The organism is Frigidibacter sp. MR17.24, from assembly GCF_037095655.1.
Classification (GTDB): Bacteria; Pseudomonadota; Alphaproteobacteria; order Rhodobacterales; family Rhodobacteraceae; genus Frigidibacter.
Genome location: NZ_JBAWKE010000003.1, coordinates 73,589 through 92,442, shown reverse-complemented (window position 1 = coordinate 92,442; position 18,854 = coordinate 73,589). Strand labels below are relative to the sequence as shown.

The 18,854-nt window shown below is 69.7% G+C and carries 18 protein-coding genes; 6 read left to right on the top strand and 12 right to left on the bottom strand.

The annotated features are described in order from the left end of the window. Positions 1–21: 21 nt before the first annotated feature. The 10 genes from V8J39_RS12730 to V8J39_RS12685 all read right to left on the bottom strand — a co-directional run bounded on the left by V8J39_RS12730 (position 22) and on the right by V8J39_RS12685 (position 10,307). Positions 22–1,947 carry a bifunctional 5-dehydro-2-deoxygluconokinase/5-dehydro-2-deoxyphosphogluconate aldolase gene (locus V8J39_RS12730; protein WP_336461295.1) on the bottom strand — a complete coding sequence of 642 codons (1,926 nt, stop codon included), beginning with the start codon at positions 1,945–1,947 and terminating at the stop codon, positions 22–24. Between the two features lie 56 nt (positions 1,948–2,003). Further along, positions 2,004–2,291: a putative quinol monooxygenase gene (locus tag V8J39_RS12725; RefSeq protein WP_336461294.1), complete on the bottom strand. Its 288-nt coding sequence runs from the start codon at positions 2,289–2,291 to the stop codon at positions 2,004–2,006. A 1-nt stretch (position 2,292) separates the two neighbouring features. After that, entirely contained in the window at positions 2,293–3,336 is a 1,044-nt protein-coding gene (locus V8J39_RS12720) for a Gfo/Idh/MocA family protein (RefSeq protein ID WP_336461293.1), read from the bottom strand. Positions 3,337–3,349: 13 nt separating this feature from the next. Further along, positions 3,350–4,291, bottom strand: a complete 942-nt coding sequence (locus tag V8J39_RS12715; RefSeq protein ID WP_336461292.1) for a sugar phosphate isomerase/epimerase family protein — start codon at positions 4,289–4,291, stop codon at positions 3,350–3,352. Positions 4,292–4,306: 15 nt separating this feature from the next. Further along, complete coding sequence (locus V8J39_RS12710; protein WP_336461291.1) at positions 4,307–5,329, bottom strand: Gfo/Idh/MocA family oxidoreductase; 1,023 nt, start codon at positions 5,327–5,329, stop codon at positions 4,307–4,309. A gap of 10 nt (positions 5,330–5,339) precedes the next feature. Next, positions 5,340–6,239: a sugar phosphate isomerase/epimerase family protein gene (locus V8J39_RS12705; RefSeq protein WP_336461290.1), complete on the bottom strand. Its 900-nt coding sequence runs from the start codon at positions 6,237–6,239 to the stop codon at positions 5,340–5,342. Positions 6,240–6,329: 90 nt separating this feature from the next. Next, positions 6,330–7,163, bottom strand: a complete 834-nt coding sequence (locus tag V8J39_RS12700; RefSeq protein WP_336461289.1) for an ATP-binding cassette domain-containing protein — start codon at positions 7,161–7,163, stop codon at positions 6,330–6,332. A gap of 10 nt (positions 7,164–7,173) precedes the next feature. Next, positions 7,174–8,184, bottom strand: a complete 1,011-nt coding sequence (locus V8J39_RS12695) for an ABC transporter permease (protein WP_336461288.1) — start codon at positions 8,182–8,184, stop codon at positions 7,174–7,176. A 4-nt stretch (positions 8,185–8,188) separates the two neighbouring features. Beyond that, positions 8,189–9,235, bottom strand: coding sequence for an ABC transporter permease (locus tag V8J39_RS12690; RefSeq protein WP_336461287.1), 1,047 nt, complete (start codon positions 9,233–9,235; stop codon positions 8,189–8,191). A 97-nt stretch (positions 9,236–9,332) separates the two neighbouring features. Further along, a complete protein-coding gene (locus tag V8J39_RS12685) occupies positions 9,333–10,307 on the bottom strand; it encodes a sugar ABC transporter substrate-binding protein (RefSeq protein ID WP_336461286.1) in 975 nt (324 codons plus the stop codon). Positions 10,308–10,466: 159 nt separating this feature from the next. Between V8J39_RS12685 and V8J39_RS12680 the strand changes: the two genes are divergently transcribed. Continuing rightward, entirely contained in the window at positions 10,467–11,501 is a 1,035-nt protein-coding gene (locus V8J39_RS12680; protein WP_336461285.1) for a LacI family DNA-binding transcriptional regulator, read from the top strand. Positions 11,502–11,856: 355 nt separating this feature from the next. Here V8J39_RS12680 and V8J39_RS12675 read toward each other — a convergent pair whose 3' ends face one another. Further along, the gene (locus V8J39_RS12675; RefSeq protein WP_336461284.1) at positions 11,857–12,150 is read right to left on the bottom strand and encodes a hypothetical protein; all 294 of its coding nucleotides are present in this window, start codon (positions 12,148–12,150) and stop codon (positions 11,857–11,859) included. 272 nt (positions 12,151–12,422) lie between these two features. Here V8J39_RS12675 and V8J39_RS12670 point away from each other — a divergent pair, with 272 nt between their 5' ends. Beyond that, a complete protein-coding gene (locus V8J39_RS12670; protein ID WP_336461283.1) occupies positions 12,423–13,430 on the top strand; it encodes a LacI family DNA-binding transcriptional regulator in 1,008 nt (335 codons plus the stop codon). 68 nt (positions 13,431–13,498) lie between these two features. Here the strand turns inward: V8J39_RS12670 and pcaQ are convergent, their stop codons facing one another. Further along, complete coding sequence (gene pcaQ, locus V8J39_RS12665) at positions 13,499–14,428, bottom strand: pca operon transcription factor PcaQ (RefSeq protein ID WP_336461282.1); 930 nt, start codon at positions 14,426–14,428, stop codon at positions 13,499–13,501. 96 nt (positions 14,429–14,524) lie between these two features. Between pcaQ and pobA the strand changes: the two genes are divergently transcribed. The 4 genes from pobA to V8J39_RS12645 all read left to right on the top strand — a co-directional run bounded on the left by pobA (position 14,525) and on the right by V8J39_RS12645 (position 18,706). Continuing rightward, a complete protein-coding gene (gene pobA, locus V8J39_RS12660; protein ID WP_336461281.1) occupies positions 14,525–15,694 on the top strand; it encodes a 4-hydroxybenzoate 3-monooxygenase in 1,170 nt (389 codons plus the stop codon). A 66-nt stretch (positions 15,695–15,760) separates the two neighbouring features. Continuing rightward, entirely contained in the window at positions 15,761–16,804 is a 1,044-nt protein-coding gene (locus V8J39_RS12655; protein ID WP_336461609.1) for a TRAP transporter substrate-binding protein, read from the top strand. A 52-nt stretch (positions 16,805–16,856) separates the two neighbouring features. Then, the gene (locus tag V8J39_RS12650) at positions 16,857–17,390 is read left to right on the top strand and encodes a TRAP transporter small permease (RefSeq protein WP_336461280.1); all 534 of its coding nucleotides are present in this window, start codon (positions 16,857–16,859) and stop codon (positions 17,388–17,390) included. Further along, positions 17,387–18,706 (top strand): TRAP transporter large permease, encoded by a 1,320-nt coding sequence (locus V8J39_RS12645; RefSeq protein ID WP_336461279.1) that lies wholly within the window; start codon positions 17,387–17,389, stop codon positions 18,704–18,706. The genes V8J39_RS12650 and V8J39_RS12645 overlap by 4 nt, the downstream gene beginning before the upstream one ends. Positions 18,707–18,854: the final 148 nt, after the last annotated feature.

The following is an 18,854-nucleotide window of genomic DNA, read 5'->3' as shown; positions in this document are numbered from 1 at the left end:
GCCCCAATCAACTGTCGTCGTTCAGGCGGCGGCACGGGCGGCGCTGGCGCGCGCCCCGTCCCAGACCGCGCAGAGCCGGGCAAACCGCTCGGCCATCTGCGCGACCGCGGCCTCGTCGGTCATCGCGCCCGCCATCCAGGCCCGCGCCGCATCGCCGAAGATCGTGCGGCCCACGGCAAAGCCGCGCACCAGCGGCTGGCGGGCGGCCAGCGCGAAGCTTTCGGCCAGCTCCGCCTCGGGCGCGTCGAGGCCCAGGACCACGATCCCGCGGGTGTTGGGGTCGTTCTCCTCGATCGCGGCGACGGCGGCGGCCCAGGCGGCCTCGGTGCGGAACGGTTCGAGCTTCCACCAGTCGGGATAGATGCCGGCCGCATAGAACTGCCGGATCAGGGTCGCGGTGGTGGTCTCGTCGACCGGGCCCACCTTCGAGGGGATGATTTCCAGCAGGAATTCTAGGTTGTTGCGCCGCGCGGCGGTCCAAAGTTGCAGCACCTTCGCCTCTTGCGCGGCGCGGGTCTCGGCGTCGTCGTCGGGGTGGCAGAAGACCAGAAGCTTCACCACATCCTCGCGCGCCCATTCCTTCAGCGACCCGCAGTCGGAGCCAAGCTCGGGTTCCAGCGCGATCGGGCGCGAGCCCGGCCATTCCGTCGGCCGCCCGATCCAGAGGCCCGAGCCCGAGGCCGCATGCAGCGCCGCGCGGCCGATGCGGTTGTCGCACAGGATCCCATAGCCGGGCCGGCCGCCCTGGACCTTCAGCGCCGCCTCGAGGCAGAGCGACTTGAACGCGCCACCCTTGGCCAGCGTGTACCCCGGCATCTCCTCCAGCTGCAGGCGGTGGTCGAAGGCGAAGGTGCGCAGCGTCGTCCAGTCGCCGCCATGCGAGAAGGTGCGGTTCGAGACCCAGTGCACCTGCTCAAGTTCGGGGTCGTTGCGCAGGTCGGGGCGCTGCACGCCGCGGGCGAAGAAGAACTTCAGTTCCTCCCAGCTGGGATAGGCGGGGGTGCAGCCGTGACGGCTGACCGCGAAGGCACCGCAGGCATTGGCGTATTTCAGCGCGACCGGCCAGGCCTCGCCATCAAGCCAGCCCTTCAGCAGGCCCGACATGAAGCCGTCGCCCGCGCCCAGCACGTTGAAGACCTCGATCGGGAAGCCGGGGCCGGTCTGGCCGTCGTCGAGGCTGTCCGGGATCGCGCCCTCGAAGGCCACGGCGCCCATCGGGCCGCGCTTGCACACCAGCGTCGCGCCCGAAACGGCGCGCACCGCGCGCAGCGCCGCGATCGTGTCGGTCGAGCCGCCGGCGATGTGGAACTCCTCTTCGGTGCCGACGATCAGGTCGAAGAGCGGCAGCGTCTCTTGCAGCGAAGCGGTGACGCGGGCGCTTTCGACGAAGCGGCTCTCGCCGTCGCCATGGCCGGCGACGCCCCAGAGGTTCGGGCGGTAGTCGATGTCGAGCGCGGTCTGCCCGCCCGAGGCCTTCGCGATCGCGAGCGCCTTCAGCACGGCCGCGCGGGGGCCGGGGTGGCTGAGGTGGGTGCCGGTGGCCACGACGGCGCGGGCCGAGGCGACGAAGCCCTCGTCGATGTCGGCCTCGCACAGCGCCATGTCGGCGCAATTCTCGCGGTAGAAGATCAGCGGGAACTGCGACTGATCACGGATGCCCAGGATCACCAGCGCGGTCAGCCGCTCGGGGTCGGTCGTCACGCCGCGCACGTCGACGCCGTGGCGCACCAGCTCCTCGCGGATGAAGCGGCCCATGTGCTCGTCGCCGACGCGGGTGATCAGCGCCGACTTCATCCCCAGCCGCGCGGTGCCGCAGGCCATGTTGGTGGGCGAGCCGCCGATGTACTTGTCGAACGATCCCATGTCCTCGAGCCGGCCGCCGATCTGCGCGCCGTAAAGGTCGACGCCCGCGCGGCCGATGGTGATCACGTCCAGTGTCTTCGTCATGGGATCCTCCCCGGGGTCTTCGGCTTGCCGGCCCGATCCGGGCGGCGGGTCAGTGGTCAGGCGGTGGCGGCGTTGACCGTCTCGAAGGTCAGGCTGCGGTGGAACTGCTCGTGGAAGGCGATGAAGGCCGTGGTGTGCGCCTGCTCCATGTGGACGGCATGCGCGGCCTCGTCGCGCCAGCTCTCGACGAAGACCAGCCGGTCGGGATCGTCGGTGCAGGTGTAGAAGTCGTAGGCGAGGCAGCCCGGCTCGGCCCGGGTCGCGGCCTGCGCCGCGGGCGCGCGCTCGAGGATGCGGGCGCGGGTGCCGGGCTGGCAGTCGATGGTGATGATGAACTTGTACATCTCAGGCCTCCTCGATCTCGGTCAGCGCGACGCGGCGGCGCTCGGTGGCGCTGATCCGCGCGGCGTCCAGCACGGCAAGCGTCGCGATCGCCTCGTCGGTGGTCACGGGCGGGGGGGTGCCGTCGCGCAGCGCGGCGGCGAAGCCCTCGTAATAGGCGTGGTAGGCCCCGGCCTCGGACGGCACGCGGATCCGGCCGTCGGCGGTCGAGAGCGTGCCCCAGCAGGTCTCGGGTTCGCGGCCCCAGCCGGCGGGGTCGTCGGCGGGCCGCGCCCCGGCGAAGATCGCCTGCGCCTGCACGTCGCTCGATTGCGCGACGTAGGACCCGGCCGCGCCGTAGAGCCGCAGTTCCCGGCAGTGCAGGCGGTTGAGCTTGCTGGCCGCGATATGGCTGTGCGCGCCCGAGGCATGCAGGATCGTCAGGGTGAAGCCCGCATCCGTCCGCCCCTCGGGCAGATCCACCATGTCGAGCTGCGCATCGACCGACACCGCCGGCCCCATCAGCCACAGCGCCTGGTCGACGACATGCGCGCCGAGGTCGCGCAGGAGCCCCCCGGTCGGCCCGGCCTCGAGCGTCGCCGGATCGTCGAAGTCCATCCGGCTGTGCAGCCGCCAGGGGGTGCCCGCCGCGCCCGCGTCCATCAGCCGGCGCAGGGTGCGGATGTCCGCGTCCCAGCGCCGGTTGTGATAGACGCCAAGCAGGACGCCCGCTTCCGCCGCCGCCGCCGCCAGCGACCGCCCGGCGGCGGCCGAGGGGGCGAAGGGCTTGTCGGCGATCACCGCCACGCCCGCCGCCAGCGCCTCGCGCACCAGCGCGTCACGGGTCTGCGGCGGGGTGGTGATCGTCACCGCGTCGCAGGTCCCTGCGGCCAGCATCTCGGTCAGGCTGGAAAAGACCGCGGTGCCGGGCAGGTCGGCGCGGACCGCGGCCACGGTCGCGGGGGCCCGCGCGACGACGCCTGCCAGCGTCACCCCGCGCGCGGCCTGGATGAACGGCACGTGGAAATGCCGCCCTCCCGTCCCGTAACCGACGACCCCGATGCGCATCCCCCGACCCCCTTCAGCGAATGATCGTCGCCTTGAGGGCGTCGATCGAGGACTGGATGCCGGCCTCGGTGGACATGGTGAAATCCTCCATCTCCAGCGAAACCCAGCCGTCGTAGCCCATCATGCCCACGACCGAGAAGAACTCCTTCCACCACTGCAGGTCGTGGCCGGCGCCGACGGCGACGTAGTTCCAGGACCGGTTGGCGACGTCGGTGACCTCCTTCAGTTCCAGCAGGCCGTTGACGTCGGCGAGGCCGCGTTCGATCCGCGTGTCCTTGCCGTGGACATGGTGGATGGCGGGGCCGAGCGCGCGGGCGACCGCGATCGGGCAGGCGCCCTTCCAGAACAGGTGCGAGGGGTCGAGGTTCATGCCGACCATCGGGCCGACCTCGTTGCGCAGCCGGAACAGCGTTTCCGGGTTCCAGACCAGCATGGCCGAGAAGTTTTCCAACGCGATCTTCTCGACGCCCGAAGCGGTCGCATGGGCCACGAGGTCGTGCCACAGCGGGAAGGCGCGGTCTTCCCACTGGTAGCGGTCGCGCTCGGGCATCTCGGCGGGCCAGGACTTGGTGTAGACCAGCCAGTTCGGCACCGTGTCGCCGGGCGCGGCCTCGGGCAGGCCCGACATGGTGACGATCTTGGTCACGCCGATCTCGCCGGCAAGGCGGATCGTGTCCTCCATCTCCTTGCGGTGGCGCGTGCCCATCGCGCCCGGGTCCAGCGGGTTGGCCGAGCAGTTCAGTGCCGCGATCTTGAGGCCCCGGGCCTCGATCTCGGCCAAGCGCGACTTGAGAAGCGCCTTGTCGGCCAGCAGCGTCTCGGCCCGGAAATGCGGGGCCGGCGACCAGCCGCCGCCGGTCATCTCGATGCCCTCGACGCCGAGCGCCACGCATTTGTCGAGCATCTCGGTGAAGGGCAGGGCGCCCATCACGTCGGTGCAGATCGAAAGTTTCATCGTCCCGGTCTCCGATCAGGCGGCCTTGCGGACCGGCGCGGCGTAAAGCGCCGGCTTGTCGCGCATGGCGATGGGTTCACGCGCGCCGCTGGCGACCGCGCGCAGTGCCGCGTCGCCCACGAGCGTCGCGGCATAGCCGTCCCAGGTGGACGGTCCGGTCGCGGTGCCGGCGCCCGCCGCGACGATCCATTCGCGGAATTCTTGGTCGTAGGCCTCGATGAAGCGCTCGCGCCAGTCCTCGGGGATCGCCTGGCGGATGCCATGGGCGTCGGTCACGACGGTCGCGGGGCGGTTCGGCAGCGCGGCGATGCCCTTCTCGCACGAGGCCTCGCCGCGGATGTCGTAGCCGTAGGCGATATTGACCGAGATCTCGACATCGACGATCGCGCCGCCGGCCATGTGCAGCATCACCAGATGCGGGTCGCGCAGCTCGCCACCCTGACGCGACCGGCGCGGCAGGCGGACTTCCACGGCGGCGATCTCGTCGTCGAGAAGCCAGCGCGAGATGTCCGCGTCATGCACCAGCGTGTCGTTGAGCGGCATGTCCGAGGTGTAGAGCCCCGCGGGCACGCTCGCGTTGCGGTGCACCGACTTGTAGATCAGCGGTGCCCCCAGCGTGCCGCCGTCCAGCACCGCCTTCAGCCGGCGATAGTCGGCATCGAAGCGGCGCATGAAGCCCACCTGCACCAGCCGCCGCCCGAAGGCGACCTCGGCGTCGATCACGCGCAGCGCGGCCTCGGCCGAGGTGACCAGCGGCTTCTCGCAGAACACCGGCTTGCCGGCGGCGATGCAGTCCAGCAGCTGTTCCTCGTGCGCGGGGCCCCACGAGCAGATCACCACCGCGTCCACCTTGTCCGAGCGGATCAGCTCGGCCGGGGTGGCGAAGACCGTCGCGCCCTTCGGAGCGGCGGCGGTGGCACGGGCGGCGTCGATGTCGGTCACGCCCGTGACGGCGACGCCCGACAGCACCTGCGTCAGGCGGCGGATGTGGTCCTGACCGATCATGCCGGTCCCGATTACTCCGACGTTCAAAGTCATGTGTCCGACCTCACTTGAAATGCTTGTCGAGATAGCGCTGGATCTCCGAGCGCATGAACTTGCCCGAGGCGTCCATCCGGTCTTCCCAGGCGAAGACGCAGGCGGTCATGATCCCGTCGAAGCCGATCTCGGCGAGGGTGCCGAAGAAGTCGTCCCACGGGACCTCGCCCTGGCCGATGTCGAGATGCTGGTGGATGCGGGCCTGGGTGCCGGGCGGGTTCAGGATGTAGCGCAGGCCCGAGCTGGCCTTGTGGTTGAACGTGTCGGCCACGTGGACATGGGCCAGCACGTCGGCGCATTCGCGCAGCATCGCCTTGGTGTCGTCGCCGAAGTAGTAGGTGTGCGGCGCGCAGTACAGGAACTTGACGTTCTTCGAGTTCACCGTGCGGATGATGTCGACCGCCGGCTGCAGCTGCTCGACCCAGTCCTCGGGGTGGGGCTCGATGTGCAGCATGATGCCCTCGCGCTCGACGATCGGCACCAGCTCTTCCATCGAGCGCCACCAGGCGTCCTCGCAGGTCTCGATCATGCTGCCGGTGTGGCAGCAGTAGCAGCCGCCCTTGTCCGGGTGCGGGCCGCGGCCGAATTCCGAGTTCATCGTGTCGACGCCCAGTTCGACCGCGATCTCGATCGCGCGCTTCCAGTGGCGCACGGCCGCCTGGCGCTCGGCCTCGTCGTTCGAGGCCCAGCGGTACATCGGCAAGAGCGACGAGATGCCCACGTTGGCGTCCGACAGCGCCTTCTTGAAGCTCTTCACCCGTTCGGGGAAGACGCGCGGCGCCTTGAACCATTCGAGGAAGTCGGCGCGGGGGCTGAGCTCGATCCACTCGTAGCCAAGCTCGGCCACCTTCGAGGGCAGCTGTTCAAGGCTCAGGTGTCGGTGCATGAACGGGTCGAGTGCGATCTTCATGGTCTTTGGTCCTCCTCCCGGAAGGATGCGTCGTCCGGTCCGGTGGCCGCGCGGGGCGCACCGGGGGTCTGTCTTCGGCGGTGGCGACCGTCAGGCGACGGTGGCGCGCGAGGCCGATTGCGGCGGGTGGCCGTCGTGGGTCTGCATGTAGCCCTCCATCGCGGCATCGAGATCGGCGAGCGCCTCGCCACCGGCCATGAGGTCGGTGATCTCCTCGCGGCTCTTCTCGCCGCGGCGGAAGTTGGCGGCGACGGCCCCGCGGATCAGCACCGCGAACTGGTCGCCCACGGCCATCGCATGGGTCACCTGGTGGGTGATGAAGATCACCGCGATGCCGCGCTTCTTGGCCTCGAGCACGATGCGCAGCACGTGGCTGGCCTGCTTGACGCCAAGCGCCGCCGTCGGCTCGTCGAGGATCAGCACGCGCGCACCGAAGTGCACCGCGCGGGCGATCGCCAGCGACTGGCGCTCGCCGCCCGAAAGGCCGCCGATCAGCCGGTCGCCGTCGTCGATCCGGGTGATGCCGAATTCCTGCACCGCGCGCACCGCGGTCTCGTTCGCGGTCTTGCGGTCGAAGACCTTGAAGGGGCCGATGCGCTTGGTCGGCTCGCAGCCGACGAAGAAGCTGCGCCCGATGGTCATCAGCGGGAAGGTGCCGCCGAACTGGTGCACCGTGGCGATGCCGCGGTCGGCCGCGTCCTTGGGCTTGGCGAAGGCCACGGCCTCGCCATCCATCAGCATCGCGCCGGAGGTCGGCCTGTGCACGCCGGCGAGCGTCTTGATCAGCGTCGACTTGCCGGCGCCGTTGTCGCCCAGCAGGCACAGCACTTCGCCGGCGCGGACCGAAAGGTTGATGTCGTGCAGAACGTCGATCGGCCCGAAGGACTTGTTGACGTTGCGAAGTTCCAGAACCGGTGCGGTCATGGGATGATCCTCACGCTTTGGAAGGGCGCTTGCGGCGCGGTGCGTAATCCAGCGCCAGCGAGCGGAAGCTGTTGTTCATCAGCACGGCGAACAGAAGCGTGGCGCCGATGATCAGGCTCGACCAGTTGCGGTCGATCTGGGTGAAGTAGATGCCCTGGCTCACGATGGCGAAGGTCAGGGTGCCGACGAAGATCCCGGTGATGGATCCGAAGCCGCCGGTCAGCAGCACACCCCCCACCACCACCGAGACGATGGCGTTGAAGATGTAGTTCATCCCGCCCGAGACCTGGGCCGAGTTGAACAGGATCGCGCCGCACATCCCCACGAAGGTCGCCGCCGTGGCCGACAGGACGAACAGCCAGATCGTCATCTTCGTGGTGGGGATCCCGGCGTTGCGGGCGCTGACCTTGTCGCCGCCCATGGCGAACAGCCAGTTGCCGAAGCGCGAGTGGTGCACGACAGCCCAGGCGATGACGGTGATCGCCAGCCACCAGATGATGATCACCTGGAACGAGCCGCCGATCAGTTGGCCGAAGATCGTCTTGGCCCAGACCGGCGCCGCGAGCGGCACCGAGGCCTTGCCCGTGAGCAGCACCGAAGCCGACAGCACGATCCCCTGCATCGCGACCAGCGTCGCCAGCGTGATGATCAGCGAGGGCACCGAGGTGCGCACGGTCAGGATCCCGTTCACCAGCCCGACGCAGACGCCGAGGCCGAGGGTGGCGAGGATGCCGATCTCGATCGGCAGGCCGTAGTGGCCCGACAGGATCGAGATCGTCATCGACCCGGCCGGGATCATCGCGCCGATCGAGATGTCGAGTTCGCCCGCGATCATCAGCAGCCCGACCGGGATCGCGACGATGCCGAGGTTGGCGGCGAAGTTCACCCAGCTGGCGGCGCCGAACAGCGTGCCGAGGTCGACGCCACCGAAGACCACGAAGAACGCCACCACCGCGACCAGGCTGAACAGGGCCCCGGCCTCGGGGCGCCTGAGAATGCTTCCGACGAGGAGGTCGTACATCGTCTCAGCCTTTCTTCTTGGTGTAGGACAGCGCGAGCTGGCGGAAGGTGTCGTTCATCAGCACCGCCAGCAGCAGCAGCGCCCCGATGATGACCGAGCCGAGGTTCGGGTCGAAGCTGGTGAAGTAGATGCCCTGGTTGACCATCGCGAAGGTGATGGTGCCCAGCACGATCCCCGCCACCGACCCGAAGCCGCCGGTCAGCAGCACCCCGCCGATGACCACGCACATGATCGAGTTGAAGATGAAGGCCTGCCCGCCCTGGACCTGCGCGCTCTGGTAGACCATCGCCTGGCTGATGCCGACGAAGGCCGCGGCCCCGCCCGAGAGCATGAACAGCTTGACCGTCAGCGGCGCGGTCGGGATGCCGGCGTTGCGGGCGCTGACCTTGTCGCCGCCCATGGCATAGATCCAGTTGCCGAAGGGGGTGAAGTGCAGCAGGAACCCGATCACCAGCGCAAAGCCCAGCCACCAGAAGATGGTCACCTGGAACATGCCGCCGATGAAGGTGCCCATCGCCGCCTTCCAGAACGGTCCCGGCACCACGTTGGTCGAGGTCGAGCCGGTCAGCGCCACCGACAGGCCCAGCGTCAGGCCCATCACCGCGAACATCGTCGCGATGGTCACGATCAGCGACGGCAGCCCGGTGCGCAGCACCAGCGCCGCGTTCACCGCGCCCACGGCCAGGCCCACGCCCAGCGCGGCGGCGATGCCGACGATCTCGGGCAGGCCGTAATAGCCGCACAGGATCGCGAAGGTGAGCGAGGCCGCGGGGATCACCGCGCCGACCGACAGGTCCAGCTCGCCGGCGATCATCAGCAGGCCGATCGGGATCGCGACGATGCCGATCTCCGCCGCGACGTTGAGCCAGCTCGCGAAGCCCGCGGGCGAGACGAAGATCGCGCCCGAGGCGATGGTGAACAGGCAGAACACTGCCAGAAGCCCGAGGACCGAGCCCGTTTCCGGGCGGCGGATCAGCGCCCCCAGCGACCGGGCCGGGGCGGGGCTGCCGCCGTTCGCGACGGCGGGTTGGGTAGGTGTGACGGCGACCATGCGTCCTCCCTGAAGCAGCGTTTCGCGTGTGGTGTGTCGTGGGGATCGCCCGCGCCGCCGCGGGGCGGGCGATCCGGTCACGCCAGGCCGGTGCGGCTCAGCGCGTGCCGGCCTTCACGCCGGCGATCGTGGCATCGACGTTGGAGCTGTCGATGATGCCGGGGCCGGTCAGGATCTCGCGCGTCGGCACGCTCAGACCGTGATTGACGCGCGCGTTCAGGATCGACACCGCGAGATAGCCCTGCAGGTAGCCCTGCTGGTCGACGGCGCAGGCCATCGTGCCGTCCTTGATGGCGTTCAGCACGGTCTCGTTGAAGTTGATGCCGCAGACGGCGACCTTGCCGGTCTTGCCGGCCTGCTGGATCCCCGACAGCGCCGACACCGAGTCGCCGTCGCCGACCGCGAAGATCGCGGTGATCTCGGGGTGTTGCAGCAGGTGCGCCCGCACCGCCTGCGCCACCGCCGTGGCCGAGCCGAACGAGGTCGCCGGCAGCGGCAGGACCGAACCCTCGCCGCCCGCGGCGGTGATGCCCTCGACGAAGCCCGCGCAGAACTGCTCGACATTGGCGGCGCCGGGCAGGGTGTTGACGCAGACGCCCTTGGTGTTGCCAAGCTTGGCCAGATGCTCGCCGCCCGCGGCGCCGGCCTTGCGGTCGTCCGACCCGACGTAGTTCATCGCGCCCAGCCGGTCCGCCGCGGCCAGACCGCCGGCGTTGTAGATCACCAGCGGGATGTTCTTGGCGACCACGGCCTGGAAGGCGGGGTCCATCGCCTCGGGCACCCAGTCGGGGCCGACGATGGCGTCTGCGCCCTGGTCGATCGCCTGGCGGATCAGCTCGGCCGCGTCGACGCCCAGGTTGTCGTAGTTCTGCGGCCCCAGCCAGGTGACCGATCCGCCCTGCGCCTCGGCGACCATGCCGGCATCCTCGGCGCCGCGCTTGACGATCGACCAGAAGGGATCGTCCGGCTTGCCGCCGATCACGAAGATGTTCGCGGCCATCGCGCTGCCGGCGGCCCACGCCCCGACAAGCGCCACCATCGCGGTGGTGGCGAGCCTGCTCTTGATCGTCATATCCGTTTCCTCCTCCGCATCCCCGCTCCCACAGGGATGCCTCACGCAACATCTGCTACCGAATCCGGGAGGGTTTTGAAATCTCCGCGAAGATGGATCGTTGCAATTGTCTCAAAGAATGTCATTCATGATGACACGGCGAGGAGGAGGAACCCCGACATGAATCGACCCACGATCTCGGATCTCGCGGCAGAGGCGGGGGTCTCGGTTTCGACCGTGAACCGGATCCTCGGGGGCGGCGCCTCGGTCCGCGGGGCGACGATCCAGCGCGTGCAGGCGGCGGCCGAAAAGATTGGTTTCTATGGAGTCGGCGCCATCGAGGACCGGCTGCGCAAGACGACGCCCCACTATCGCCTCGGCTTCCTGCTGCAGCAGTCGAGCCGCGAGCTTTACCAGCTGTTCGCGCGCAAGATCGTCGAGGCGAGCCGGGCGCGGAAGGACGAGGTGATCGAGCCGCTGGTGGATTTCGTCGACCTGCTGACCCCCGAGAACATCGCCGCGCGGCTGCGCGCGCTGGGCCGCGAATGCGACGCGGTGGCGGTGATCGCCGCGGATCATCCCGTCATCGGCAACGCGATTCGCGACCTGCACGAGGCGCGCACGCCGGTCGTGACCTACATCACCGACCAGTCGGCCCCCGAGCGGGCGGCCTTCGTCGGCATGAACAACTGGAAGATGGGCCGCACCGCCGCCTATCTCGTGACGCGGATGACGCACGGGCCGGGGCGGGTCGCGGTGTTTCTCGGCAATTTCCGGTACCTCTGCCAGGACGTCGCCGATGCCAGTTTCCGCGCCTATGTCCGCGAACACGCGCCGCATCTGATCGTCGAGGAGGCGCGCCCGACCAACGAGGAGGCGAGCGAGGCCTACCGCATGGTCAAGGACCTGGCGGCACGGCATGAGGACCTCGCGGCGATCCTGATCTTCGGCGGCGGCATCTCGGGCGTGCTGCGCGCGCTGCGCGAGATCCCCGAGGCGCGGCGGCGCGAGATCCGGGTGATCTGCCGCGACATCGGCCCCGAGACCCGCAAGGGCCTGTCCGAGGGGCTGATCACCGCGGCGCTGTGCCATCCGCTGGACGCGACCTCGGCGCTGCTGGTGCAGACGATGATCGACGTCCTGCGCGCCGAGGGGCCTGCGGCGACCCTGCAGCGGATCCTGCCGTTCGAGATCGTGACGCCCGAGAGCGTCTGACCGGCCCGCCGGCGCGCAGTTCTTCCACTGTCGAGGCCACAATCGCGACCGAGGCGGCAGCCTGCGGATTGCCGGAAGCGGGTCGCCACTTGGCTGGCGACCTGCGCGTCGGCCATGTCCCGACGAAGCCCGGCATCTCGGCGCTGGCGCCCGCCCAGCTGCGGTGCACGCCGTCCAGTACTGTCATCATCAGGTTGTTCGGTCTCGGGCCCCGGTGGCGCACGAGGCAATCGACGACGGATAGCAGCCCTCGGCGCTGCCGGTGCCGTCAGGCTGGTGGCCGCTGGCGCAGGCCGCGTCCTACGGCAGCCCGCCGCCCTCGACATCGTCGCAGCTGCGGCGGGCCGGATCGCCGTCAGGCAAGGCGGTGCGGGCGCTGCACACGCCTGCCAGCACGCGGGTCGGCGTCATGAGGCATCGGCCGCTCGGGGACGACGAAGCCCTCGGTGTCGAAGGGCGGGGCCCGGGGTTCGTTCGGATCGGGGACGGTGCGATTGCCACGGTCGAATTGACGCTGGTGTTCAAGCGCAAGGTCTCGAGGATCTTCCAGCGCGGCCGCATCGCGGATCGCCTCGAAGCTGTCGATGCCTGCATCCGTGAACGCGGCCTCGAGCGCGTCGATGGCCTGCGCCGAAGGGGGCCCGCGCATCGTTGGAATGTCGCCGATGCCAACGCGGAGCCACCTCCCGGTCCGACCTGCCACGCGGCGCGACAATCCGATTGCGGGATACCGAGAGCGATCTCATGCGTTTGTCAGAGAAGGCCGGCCCTTCTGCGCGCACGGGCGACGGCGAAGACCGGCGATTTCCCGCCGAGACCCAGCCCCGGGCGCCCGACCGGTCGACGCAGACGGCACAGGGCGATATGTGCGCAAGCGCACATGCGCGCGATTGCCTGACGGCGGGGAGGGCCGGACGAGAGATGCAGGACAAGGGCTTCGTCACCTTGGAAGACGTCGCGGGCGCGACCGGCCTGTCGCGGGCACAGGTCAGCCGGGCCCTGCGCGGCGATCCGGGCGTGAAGGAAAGCACCCGCCAGATCGTGCGCGAGGCCGCCGACCGCCTTGGCTATGTCCCCAACCTCGCCGCGCGGCACCTCGCCTCGGCCCAGGGCACGAATGTCGGCATCCTGATCGGCGAGCCGCTGAACCCGTTCCAGATCCGCATGGCCCACGCGCTCGACGCGGCGCTGGCGCGGGTCGGGCTGGAGGCGACTCTGTCGCTCAGGGCCCAGACCGACGAGGATGCGGTCTCCGAGGCCGAGCGGCTGCGCGGACTGCGCATCGCCGGACTGATCATGGTCGCCACCCCGCGGCGTCCCGCCGCCATCGCCCAGATCGCGCAGCGCCAACCCTGCGTCTACGTCGGCGAGCATGTCGAGATCGCGCGCCTGAGCACCATCGGCGCGCGCAATGCCGACGGCGCCCGGCAGGCGGTCGAACACCTGATCGCCCGGGGTCACCGGCGGATCGCGCACATCACCGGCGGCATCGCCCCGGGCTCGGCCGAGCGGCAGCGCGGCTATCTCGCGGCGATGGCGGTGGCGGGACTTGCCCCGATCGAGGTCGAGGGCGACCACGATTTCGCCTGCGGCCGGGGCGCGGTCGACGCGCTGCTGGCCCTGACGCCGCGGCCGACGGCGATCTTCGCCGACAACGACTTCTCTGCCTTCGGCGCGATCAACCGGCTTGCGGAATGCGGCCTGAGGATCCCCGAGGACATGTCGATCGTCGGCTTCGACGACGTGCCGTTCGCCAGCGGCAGCCACCTTGCGCTGACGACGATCCGCCAGTCCTGCCAGCCGCAGGCCGACGCCGCCGTCCTGGCGCTGCGCGCGCGCATGGCCAACCCGTCGGCGCCCTACAGCAGCCGGCTGCTGCCCGTCGAGCTGGTCGAGCGGCGCAGCGTCGCGGCACCGCGCCCGGACTGAACCGAGGACCCGAAGGCAGGAGGCAGGGGCAGGGGCAGGGCGCCCGCCGGGCTGATCGCCGACGGCCGTCAGGCCCGGGACGCGAGGCCCTGCCAGTCCGACACCGCGACCTGCCGCAGAAGCGGCAGCAGCAGCCGCTGCCCGGCCGTCGTCTCCTCGCCGGCGCGGGTCATCATCCCCACCGGCCCGGCGGTCGCGGCCATGTCGAAGGGCAGGGCGGCCAGCCTCCCCGCCGCCAGATGCGCCGCCACCAGCCCGCGCGGAACGATCCAGACCGCGTCGCCCCCCAGCACGTGCATCAGCCCGAAGCTGGGCGCCGCCGTCTCGATCCGGTCGGGCGGCAGCGGCACGCCGGCGCCGACCAGAAGCCGCCGCACCGCCGGGCGGATCGCGTCCTCCTGCGGCGGATAGACCACGGGCCAGTCGACCAGCCGCTGCAGGTCGGATGACGACAGCAGCGGATGCCCGGCGCGGGTCACGCAGGCGATCTCCTCGGTGCAGAGCTGGGTGAAACTCAGGTCGCCCATCTGCTCGGGCTCGGCCAGCCTGCCGACCAGCAGGTCCAGCTCTCCGGTCCGAAGCCGGCGATGCAGCTCGTCATGCGGGCCCTCGACCAGTTCGAGGCGCAGGTCGGGCTTGGCCCGCGCCAGCGCGGCCACCAGCCCGGGGCCAAGCCCCGCGGCGGCCGAGGGCTGCATCCCGATCCGCACCCGCAGACCCGTCTCGCGCGCGAACCCGCCAAGGCCGGAGATCCCGCGGTCGAGCGCCCCGAGGCTCGCCTCGGCGAAGCTGAAGAAGAACGCGCCCTCGGCGGTCGGCGTCACCCCGCCGCGGTCGCGCGACAGCAGCCGGGCGCCCAGGATGTCCTCAAGCTCGGCCAGCGTGCGCGAGATCGCGGGCTGCGTCAGCCGCAGCTGTTCGGCCGCGCGCTTGAGGCTTTGCTGCCGGGTGATCGCCACGAAGGCCTGCAGGTGCCGAAGCTTGATCCGCGCGTCCATGATTGCCGATTTCGATAACTAACATTCCAAATAACTCATTTCAGTTTTCAATTTCAATATGTGAAGCTCGGGATCGAGGAGAGCATGGGGGGAAGCATGCGCACACAGGTCGCCATCATCGGCGGCGGTCCGTCGGGGCTGCTGCTTGGACAGCTGCTGCACCGCCGCGGCATCGACGCCGTGGTGCTGGAACGCAAGACCCGCGACTACGTGCTGGGCCGCATCCGCGCCGGCGTGCTGGAACAGGGGCTGGTGAAGCTGTTGGAGGAAGCCGGCGTCGCGGACCGGCTGCATGCCGAGGGGCACGAGCATGACGGAACGCTCGTCGTCTACAACGGCACCAGCTTCCGCGTCGACTTTCGCGAACAGACCGGATCGGCCGTGGTGGTCTACGGCCAGACCGAGGTCACGCGCGACCTTTACGACGCCCGCCAAGCCGCTGGACTGCGGACGGAATTCGAGGTCGAGGATGTCGTGATCCACGGCGCCGACACCGCCGCGCCGTATGTCACCTACATCCGCGACGGGGCCGAACGGCGCATCGACTGCGATTTTATCGCCGGCTGCGACGGCTTCCACGGCGTGTCGCGCAAGTCGATCCCCGAACACCTGCGCCGGGAATACGAGAAGGTCTATCCCTTCGGCTGGCTCGGCATCCTGTCCGAGACGCCGCCGGTCGCGGACGAGCTGATCTATGCCAATTCCGAGCGTGGCTTCGCGCTGTGCTCGATGCGCAACGACCACCTGAGCCGCTACTACATCCAGTGCCCGATGACCGACCGCGTCGAGGACTGGAGCGACGAGGCGTTCTGGGCAGAGCTGAAGCGCCGCCTGCCGCCCGAGGTGGCCGACCGGCTGGTCACCGGCCCCTCGATCGAGAAGTCGATCGCGCCGCTGCGGTCCTTCGTGACCGAGCCGATGCGCTGGGGGCGGCTGTTCCTGTGCGGCGATGCCGCCCACATCGTGCCGCCGACCGGGGCCAAGGGGCTAAATACCGCTGCCTCCGACGTAAATTACCTGTACCGCGCGCTGGCCGAGTATTACGACAGTGGCAGCGAGGCGGGGATCGACGCCTATTCCGAGCGGGCGCTGGCGCGGATCTGGAAGGCCGAGCGGTTCTCGTGGTGGTTCAGCGGGCTGATGCACCGCTTCCCGGACCAGAGCCCGTTCGACGTGAAGATGCAGGCGGCCGACCTGGGCTTCCTGAAGGACAGCGAGGCGCAGAAGCGCGCCTTTGCCGAGAATTACGTGGGGCTGCCCTACTGAGGTCCCGCGGGGCCTCGGGGAGGGGCCCGCAACACAAGGTCTGCTGAGGAGGAAAGACCCGTGAAGATGCCGTTCAAGACCACCGTCGCGACGCTCGCGCTGGCCGCGGGCACGATGATCGCCGGCCTGACCGCCGCCGCCGCGCAGGAGGTGACGCTGCGCGTCCACCACTTCCTGTCGGCCGAGGCGCCGATCCAGAAGGGCGTGCTGGAGCCCTGGAAACAGATGGTCGAGGAGAAATCGGGCGGCCGCATCGCCGTGCAGATCTTCCCGGCGATGCAGCTGGGCGGCAAGCCGCCGCAGCTGTTCGATCAGGCCCGCGACGGGATCGTCGACGTCTCGTGGACGCTGCTCGGCTACACCCCCGGCCGCTTCCCGATCTCGGAAGTGTTCGAGCTGCCGTTCGTCGCGGGCTCGGCCACCGCCACCACCGAGGCGCTGCAGCAGTTCCAGGCCAAGTACCTGACCGAGGAACTTGCGCAGGTGCACCCGCTGCTGATCCACGCGCCCTCGGCCTACAAGATCCACACCCGCGACAAGCTGGTGGAAACGCTCGCCGACCTGTCGGGGATGAAGATCCGCGCCCCGTCGCGCACGATGACCGACGGGCTGAACGCGCTCGGCGCCGTCGCCGTCGGCATGCCGGTGCCCGAGGTGCCGCAGGCGATGACCACCGGCGTGATCGGCGGCGCGGTGATCCCGTGGGAGGTCTTCGGCTCGCTCCGGCTGGAATCGCTGGCGAAGTACCACACCGAGATCGGCGTCGAGGACGGCGGCCTGTCGACCTCGGTCATGGCGCTGGTGATGAACCAGGCCAAGTACGACAGCCTGCCCGACGACCTGCGCGCCGTGATCGACGAGACCACCGGCGCGACCCTCGCCGCGATCGCGGGCCCGGCGTTCGACGCGGCCGAGACCGCGCAGCGTGACGCCGCCATCGCCGCTGGCGGCACCGTCGCCGTGATCCCCGAGGCCGAGCTTGGCGAATGGCACGCGGCGTCGCAGCCGGTGATCGATGCCTGGGTGAAGTCGATGGACGACAAGGGCCTGGACGGCAAGGCGATCCTCGAGGACGCCCGCGCGATGATCACCGCGGCCGGTCAGGGCTGACGGCGGGCAGGGCGTAAGGCAGGCAGGGCTGAAGGCAGGATACGGGACCACAATGACGAACGACCTTCCCGACCAGACCGAAGGGGGCGCCCCGCGCGCCCCCCGCTGGCTGGCGCTGCCAGTGCGCGTCTTCGCCGGGATCGGCGGCGCGGTCCTGCTGGCGATGATGCTGATGACCGTCGCCAGCGTGGTCCTGCGCGGCACACTCGGGCGCCCGATCGCGGGCGATTTCGAACTTGTGGAGCTGGCCAGCGCGATCGTGATCTTCTGCTTCCTGCCGATCTGCCAGATGGAGGGCGGCAACGTGGTGGTCGACTTCTTCACCACCAGCGCCTCGGCCCGGGTGCAGCACCTGCTCGAGGCGCTCGGCGACCTTCTGTACCTCGCGCTCGCGGCGCTGCTGCTGTGGCGCAGCTGGCATGGCGCGGTCGAGATGCGGATGTACGACGAACAGACCATGGTCCTGCGCCTGCCGGTCTGGTGGAGCTTTGCCATCATCCTGCCGGCGATGGCGCTTCTGGTCGCGACCTGCACCGCGACGCTGGCGCATCACCTGCGCGCCGCGGTCCGGGGAGAGCGGGCATGACCGGCATCGCCGCCGGGCTGACGGGATTTGCGGTGCTTCTGGCGCTGATGGCGATCCGGGTGCCGATCGGGGTGGCGATGCTGGGCGTCGGCATCGGCGGCTACGGCCTGTACACCGGGGTGACGCCGCTGCTCGCGTTCCTCAAGACCTCGACCTACTACCAGTTCTCGACCTATTCGCTGTCGGTGATCCCGCTGTTCGTGCTGATGGGCGAGTTCGCGACCAAGGCGGGGCTCAGCCGGGCGCTGTTCCGCACCGCCGCGGCCTTCCTCGGCCACCGGCCGGGCGGACTTGCCATGGCCTCGATCGGGGGCTGCGCGGCCTTCGGGGCGATCTGCGGCTCGTCGCTGGCCACAGCGGCCACCATGGCGCAGGTCGCGCTGCCGGAGATGCGGCGCTACAACTACTCGGGCGCTCTGTCCACGGGCTCGCTCGCGGCGGGCGGCACGCTCGGGATCCTGATCCCGCCCTCGGTGATCCTCGTGCTTTACGCGCTGATGGCCGAGCAGAACATCGCCAAGATGTTCATGGCGGCGATCGTGCCGGGGGTGCTGGCCGCCATCGGCTACATGATCGCGGTCGCGGTCTTCGTGCGGCGCAACCCCGGCGCCGGGCCAGCGGCACCGCGCGCCTCGTGGGCGGAGAAACTGGCCGCCCTGCGCGAGACCTGGTCGATCATCCTGATCTTCGGCCTCGTGATCACCGGCATGTACCGCGGCTGGTTCACCCCGACCGAGGCCGCGGCGATCGGCGCCTTCGGCACGCTGGTGCTGGCGGTGCTGCATGGCGGGATGCGGCTTTCGGGGCTGGTCGAGTGCATCCGCGGAACGGCCCGGACCACCGGCATGATCTTCCTGATCCTGCTCGGGGCCGAGACGTTCAACGCCTTCCTCGCCCAGACCCAGACGCCGATGCTGGCGGCGAACATGATCTCGACCTCGGGGCTGTCGCCGATGCTGGTGCTGCTGGCGATGCTGCTTTTGTACATGCTGCTTGGCTGCGTCATGGACTCGATGTCGATGCTGCTGCTGACGATCCCGATCTTCTATCCGATCATCGGCGGGCTGGATTTCGGCATGCCGCGCGAGGACACGCTGATCTGGTTCGGCATCCTTGCGGTCGTCGTGGTCGAGGTCGGGCTGATCACGCCGCCGGTGGGGATGAACGTCTTCGTCATCAACGGCATGGCCCGGGACGTGCGCATGGCCGAAAGCTTCCGCGGCGTGATGCCCTTCCTCGTCAGCGACATCATCCGGATCGCACTGCTGATCCTGTTCCCGGTGGTGACGCTGGGGGTGGTCCGCCTGCTCGGCTGACCGTCGACGCCGCGCCGGCGGGGCCGTCCCCGCTGGCGCAGCACCCGCCTCTCCGATAGGTCCGTCGGCAACGGCGCCCGCCGGGCGACAGGCGATTGTCCTCCGGCTTGGTGACCAAGGTCACAGACTGCAACGCCCGCTTCAGGTA

Excerpts from the sequence above, each read along its gene's own strand:
- V8J39_RS12675 (WP_336461284.1), bottom strand. The coding sequence starts at position 12,150 with ATGCGCGGGCCCCCTTCGGCGCAGGCCATCGACGCGCTCGAGGCCGCG.
- V8J39_RS12730 (WP_336461295.1), bottom strand. The coding sequence starts at position 1,947 with ATGACGAAGACACTGGACGTGATCACCATCGGCCGCGCGGGCGTCGAC.
- V8J39_RS12650 (WP_336461280.1), top strand. The coding sequence starts at position 16,857 with ATGACGAACGACCTTCCCGACCAGACCGAAGGGGGCGCCCCGCGCGCC.
- V8J39_RS12655 (WP_336461609.1), top strand. The coding sequence starts at position 15,761 with ATGCCGTTCAAGACCACCGTCGCGACGCTCGCGCTGGCCGCGGGCACG.
- V8J39_RS12715 (WP_336461292.1), bottom strand. The coding sequence starts at position 4,291 with ATGAAACTTTCGATCTGCACCGACGTGATGGGCGCCCTGCCCTTCACC.
- V8J39_RS12645 (WP_336461279.1), top strand. The coding sequence starts at position 17,387 with ATGACCGGCATCGCCGCCGGGCTGACGGGATTTGCGGTGCTTCTGGCG.
- pobA (WP_336461281.1), top strand. The coding sequence starts at position 14,525 with ATGCGCACACAGGTCGCCATCATCGGCGGCGGTCCGTCGGGGCTGCTG.
- V8J39_RS12680 (WP_336461285.1), top strand. The coding sequence starts at position 10,467 with ATGAATCGACCCACGATCTCGGATCTCGCGGCAGAGGCGGGGGTCTCG.
- V8J39_RS12695 (WP_336461288.1), bottom strand. The coding sequence starts at position 8,184 with ATGTACGACCTCCTCGTCGGAAGCATTCTCAGGCGCCCCGAGGCCGGG.
- V8J39_RS12705 (WP_336461290.1), bottom strand. The coding sequence starts at position 6,239 with ATGAAGATCGCACTCGACCCGTTCATGCACCGACACCTGAGCCTTGAA.
- V8J39_RS12700 (WP_336461289.1), bottom strand. The coding sequence starts at position 7,163 with ATGACCGCACCGGTTCTGGAACTTCGCAACGTCAACAAGTCCTTCGGG.
- V8J39_RS12690 (WP_336461287.1), bottom strand. The coding sequence starts at position 9,235 with ATGGTCGCCGTCACACCTACCCAACCCGCCGTCGCGAACGGCGGCAGC.
- V8J39_RS12685 (WP_336461286.1), bottom strand. The coding sequence starts at position 10,307 with ATGACGATCAAGAGCAGGCTCGCCACCACCGCGATGGTGGCGCTTGTC.
- V8J39_RS12725 (WP_336461294.1), bottom strand. The coding sequence starts at position 2,291 with ATGTACAAGTTCATCATCACCATCGACTGCCAGCCCGGCACCCGCGCC.
- V8J39_RS12670 (WP_336461283.1), top strand. The coding sequence starts at position 12,423 with ATGCAGGACAAGGGCTTCGTCACCTTGGAAGACGTCGCGGGCGCGACC.
- V8J39_RS12710 (WP_336461291.1), bottom strand. The coding sequence starts at position 5,329 with ATGACTTTGAACGTCGGAGTAATCGGGACCGGCATGATCGGTCAGGAC.
- V8J39_RS12720 (WP_336461293.1), bottom strand. The coding sequence starts at position 3,336 with ATGCGCATCGGGGTCGTCGGTTACGGGACGGGAGGGCGGCATTTCCAC.
- pcaQ (WP_336461282.1), bottom strand. The coding sequence starts at position 14,428 with ATGGACGCGCGGATCAAGCTTCGGCACCTGCAGGCCTTCGTGGCGATC.